This is a genomic window from Arthrobacter sp. zg-Y238 (genome assembly GCF_024385525.1).
Taxonomy (GTDB): domain Bacteria; phylum Actinomycetota; class Actinomycetes; order Actinomycetales; family Micrococcaceae; genus Arthrobacter_B; species Arthrobacter_B jinronghuae.
Genome location: NZ_JANFLU010000017.1, coordinates 1 through 3,300 on the forward strand (window position 1 = coordinate 1; position 3,300 = coordinate 3,300).

General features: G+C 55.2%; 1 rRNA gene. It reads left to right on the forward strand.

Going from position 1 to position 3,300, the window contains the following annotated elements:
- Positions 1-40: 40 nt before the first annotated feature.
- Positions 41-3,175 (forward strand): 23S ribosomal RNA (locus NNX38_RS16750).
- Positions 3,176-3,300 lie beyond the last annotated feature (125 nt).

Genomic DNA, 3,300 nt, shown 5'->3' on the forward strand with positions numbered 1-3,300 from the left:
ACCGTGGTTTTCTCGATAGCGATAATAAATTGATCTTTGTGGTCAAGTTTTTAAGGGCACACGGTGGATGCCTTGGCATCAGGAGCCGAAGAAGGACGTAGGAATCTGCGATAAGCCTGGGGGAGTTGATAACCGAACTTTGATCCCAGGATGTCCGAATGGGGAAACCCCGCCCGGCGCGCGAGTGACCGGGTGACCCGCATCTGAACACATAGGGTGCGTGGAGGGAACGTGGGGAAGTGAAACATCTCAGTACCCACAGGAAGAGAAAACAACAGTGATTCCGTTAGTAGTGGCGAGCGAACGCGGAAGAGGCTAAACCAGTGGTGTGTGATAGCCGGCGGGCGTTGCATCACTGGGGTTGCGGGACTTTCCGTACCGATTCTGCCGGATCGGTGAAGTGAGTGCAGATGTATAGGTGAACCGGTTTGAAAGCCGGGCCGTAGAGGGTGTTAGCCCCGTAACCGGAATGCATGCTGCCGCTTGGAGAGGATCCCAAGTAGCACGGGGCCCGAGAAATCCCGTGCGAATCTGCCAGGACCACCTGGTAAGCCTAAATACTCCCTGATGACCGATAGCGGACAAGTACCGTGAGGGAAAGGTGAAAAGTACCCCGGGAGGGGAGTGAAATAGTACCTGAAACCGTGTGCCTACAAACCGTTGGAGCAGCTCTGATTGCTGTGACAGCGTGCCTTTTGAAGAATGAGCCTGCGAGTTAGTGTTACGTCGCGAGGTTAACCCGTGAGGGGAAGCCGTAGCGAAAGCGAGTCTGAATAGGGCGATGCAGTGGCGTGATCTAGACCCGAAGCGGAGTGATCTACCCATGGCCAGGTTGAAGCGACGGTAAGACGTCGTGGAGGACCGAACCCACTTCAGTTGAAAATGGAGGGGATGAGCTGTGGGTAGGGGTGAAAGGCCAATCAAACTCCGTGATAGCTGGTTCTCCCCGAAATGCATTTAGGTGCAGCGTTGCGTGTTTCTTACCGGAGGTAGAGCTACTGGATGGCTAATGGGCCCTACAAGGTTACTGACGTCAGCCAAACTCCGAATGCCGGTAAGTGAGAGCGCAGCAGTGAGACTGTGGGGGATAAGCTTCATAGTCGAGAGGGAAACAGCCCAGACCACCAACTAAGGCCCCTAAGCGTGTGCTAAGTGGGAAAGGATGTGGAGTTGCCCAGACAACCAGGAGGTTGGCTTAGAAGCAGCCACCCTTGAAAGAGTGCGTAATAGCTCACTGGTCAAGTGATTCCGCGCCGACAATGTAGCGGGGCTCAAGTACACCGCCGAAGTTGTGGATTTCAGATATAGATAAGCCTTCGTGGTTCAGTCGTCTGGAGTGGTAGGGGAGCGTCGTGTGGGCAGTGAAGCTGCGGTGTAAACCAGTGGTGGAGCCTACACGAGTGAGAATGCAGGCATGAGTAGCGAAAGACGGGTGAGAAACCCGTCCGCCGAATGATCAAGGGTTCCAGGGTCAAGCTAATCTGCCCTGGGTAAGTCGGGACCTAAGGCGAGGCCGACAGGCGTAGTCGATGGACAACGGGTTGATATTCCCGTACCGGCGAAGAACCGCCCATACCAAGCAGGGGACACTAACCGTCCGGAGCCTGCCCGATCACCCTTGTGGTGTGAGGGTTTTGGCCGAGCACGGGACCTGATCCTGGGAGGTAAGCGTATTAACAGGTGTGACGCAGGAAGGTAGCCGGGCCAGGCGATGGTAGACCTGGTCTAAGGATGTAGGGTCCGTGATAGGTAAATCCGTCACGGTGTCTTTGATGACGCACCTGAGATCCGACGGGACCCCCTCACGGGGGGATCCGGTGATCCTATGCTGCCTAGAAAAGCATCGGCGCGAGGTTCCAGCCGCCCGTACCCCAAACCGACACAGGTGATCAGGTAGAGAATACTAAGGCGATCGAGAGAATTATGGTTAAGGAACTCGGCAAAATGCCCCCGTAACTTCGGGAGAAGGGGGGCCCCAACCTTGATGGACACTTGCTGTCCGGAGGGGATCGGGGCCGCAGAGACCAGGGGGAAGCGACTGTTTACTAAAAACACAGGTCCGTGCGAAGTCGCAAGACGATGTATACGGACTGACTCCTGCCCGGTGCTGGAAGGTTAAGAGGACCGGTTAGCCCTTACGGGCGAAGCTGGGAATTTAAGCCCCAGTAAACGGCGGTGGTAACTATAACCATCCTAAGGTAGCGAAATTCCTTGTCGGGTAAGTTCCGACCTGCACGAATGGAGTAACGACTTCCCCGCTGTCTCAACCATAAACTCGGCGAAATTGCAGTACGAGTAAAGATGCTCGTTACGCGCAGCAGGACGGAAAGACCCCGAGACCTTTACTATAGTTTGGTATTGGTGTTCGGTGTGGCTTGTGTAGGATAGGTGGGAGACTGTGAGACCCGGACGCCAGTTCGGGTGGAGTCATCGTTGAAATACCACTCTGGTCATACTGGATATCTAACTTCGGCCCGTAATCCGGGTCAGGGACAGTGCCTGATGGGTAGTTTAACTGGGGCGGTTGCCTCCTAAAGAGTAACGGAGGCGCCCAAAGGTTCCCTCAGCCTGGTTGGCAATCAGGTGTCGAGTGTAAGTGCACAAGGGAGCTTGACTGTGAGAGAGACATCTCGAGCAGGGACGAAAGTCGGGACTAGTGATCCGGCGGTACATTGTGGAATGGCCGTCGCTCAACGGATAAAAGGTACCTCGGGGATAACAGGCTGATCTTGCCCAAGAGTCCATATCGACGGCATGGTTTGGCACCTCGATGTCGGCTCGTCGCATCCTGGGGCTGGAGTAGGTCCCAAGGGTTGGGCTGTTCGCCCATTAAAGCGGTACGCGAGCTGGGTTTAGAACGTCGTGAGACAGTTCGGTCCCTATCCGCTGCGCGCGCAGGAAATTTGAGAAGGGCTGTCCTTAGTACGAGAGGACCGGGACGGACGAACCTCTGGTGTGTCAGTTGTACTGCCAAGTGCACCGCTGATTAGCTACGTTCGGATGGGATAACCGCTGAAAGCATCTAAGCGGGAAGCCCGCTTCGAGATGAGATTTCCATACACCTTGTGTGTGAGAGGCCCCCAGCCAGACCACTGGGTTGATAGGCCGGATGTGGAAGCGGGGACTAAAGACCCGTGAAGCTGACCGGTACTAATAGGCCGATAACTTACACCACACCAGCACCTGGACGGACACGACTTCAAACGGTCCGTCAAAGTATAAAGGGTGTTGTAGATCATGCTGCTTGCGTCCACTATGTGGTTCCCGGACAACAACCGTTGGTTGCTGTGCCTGGAACAC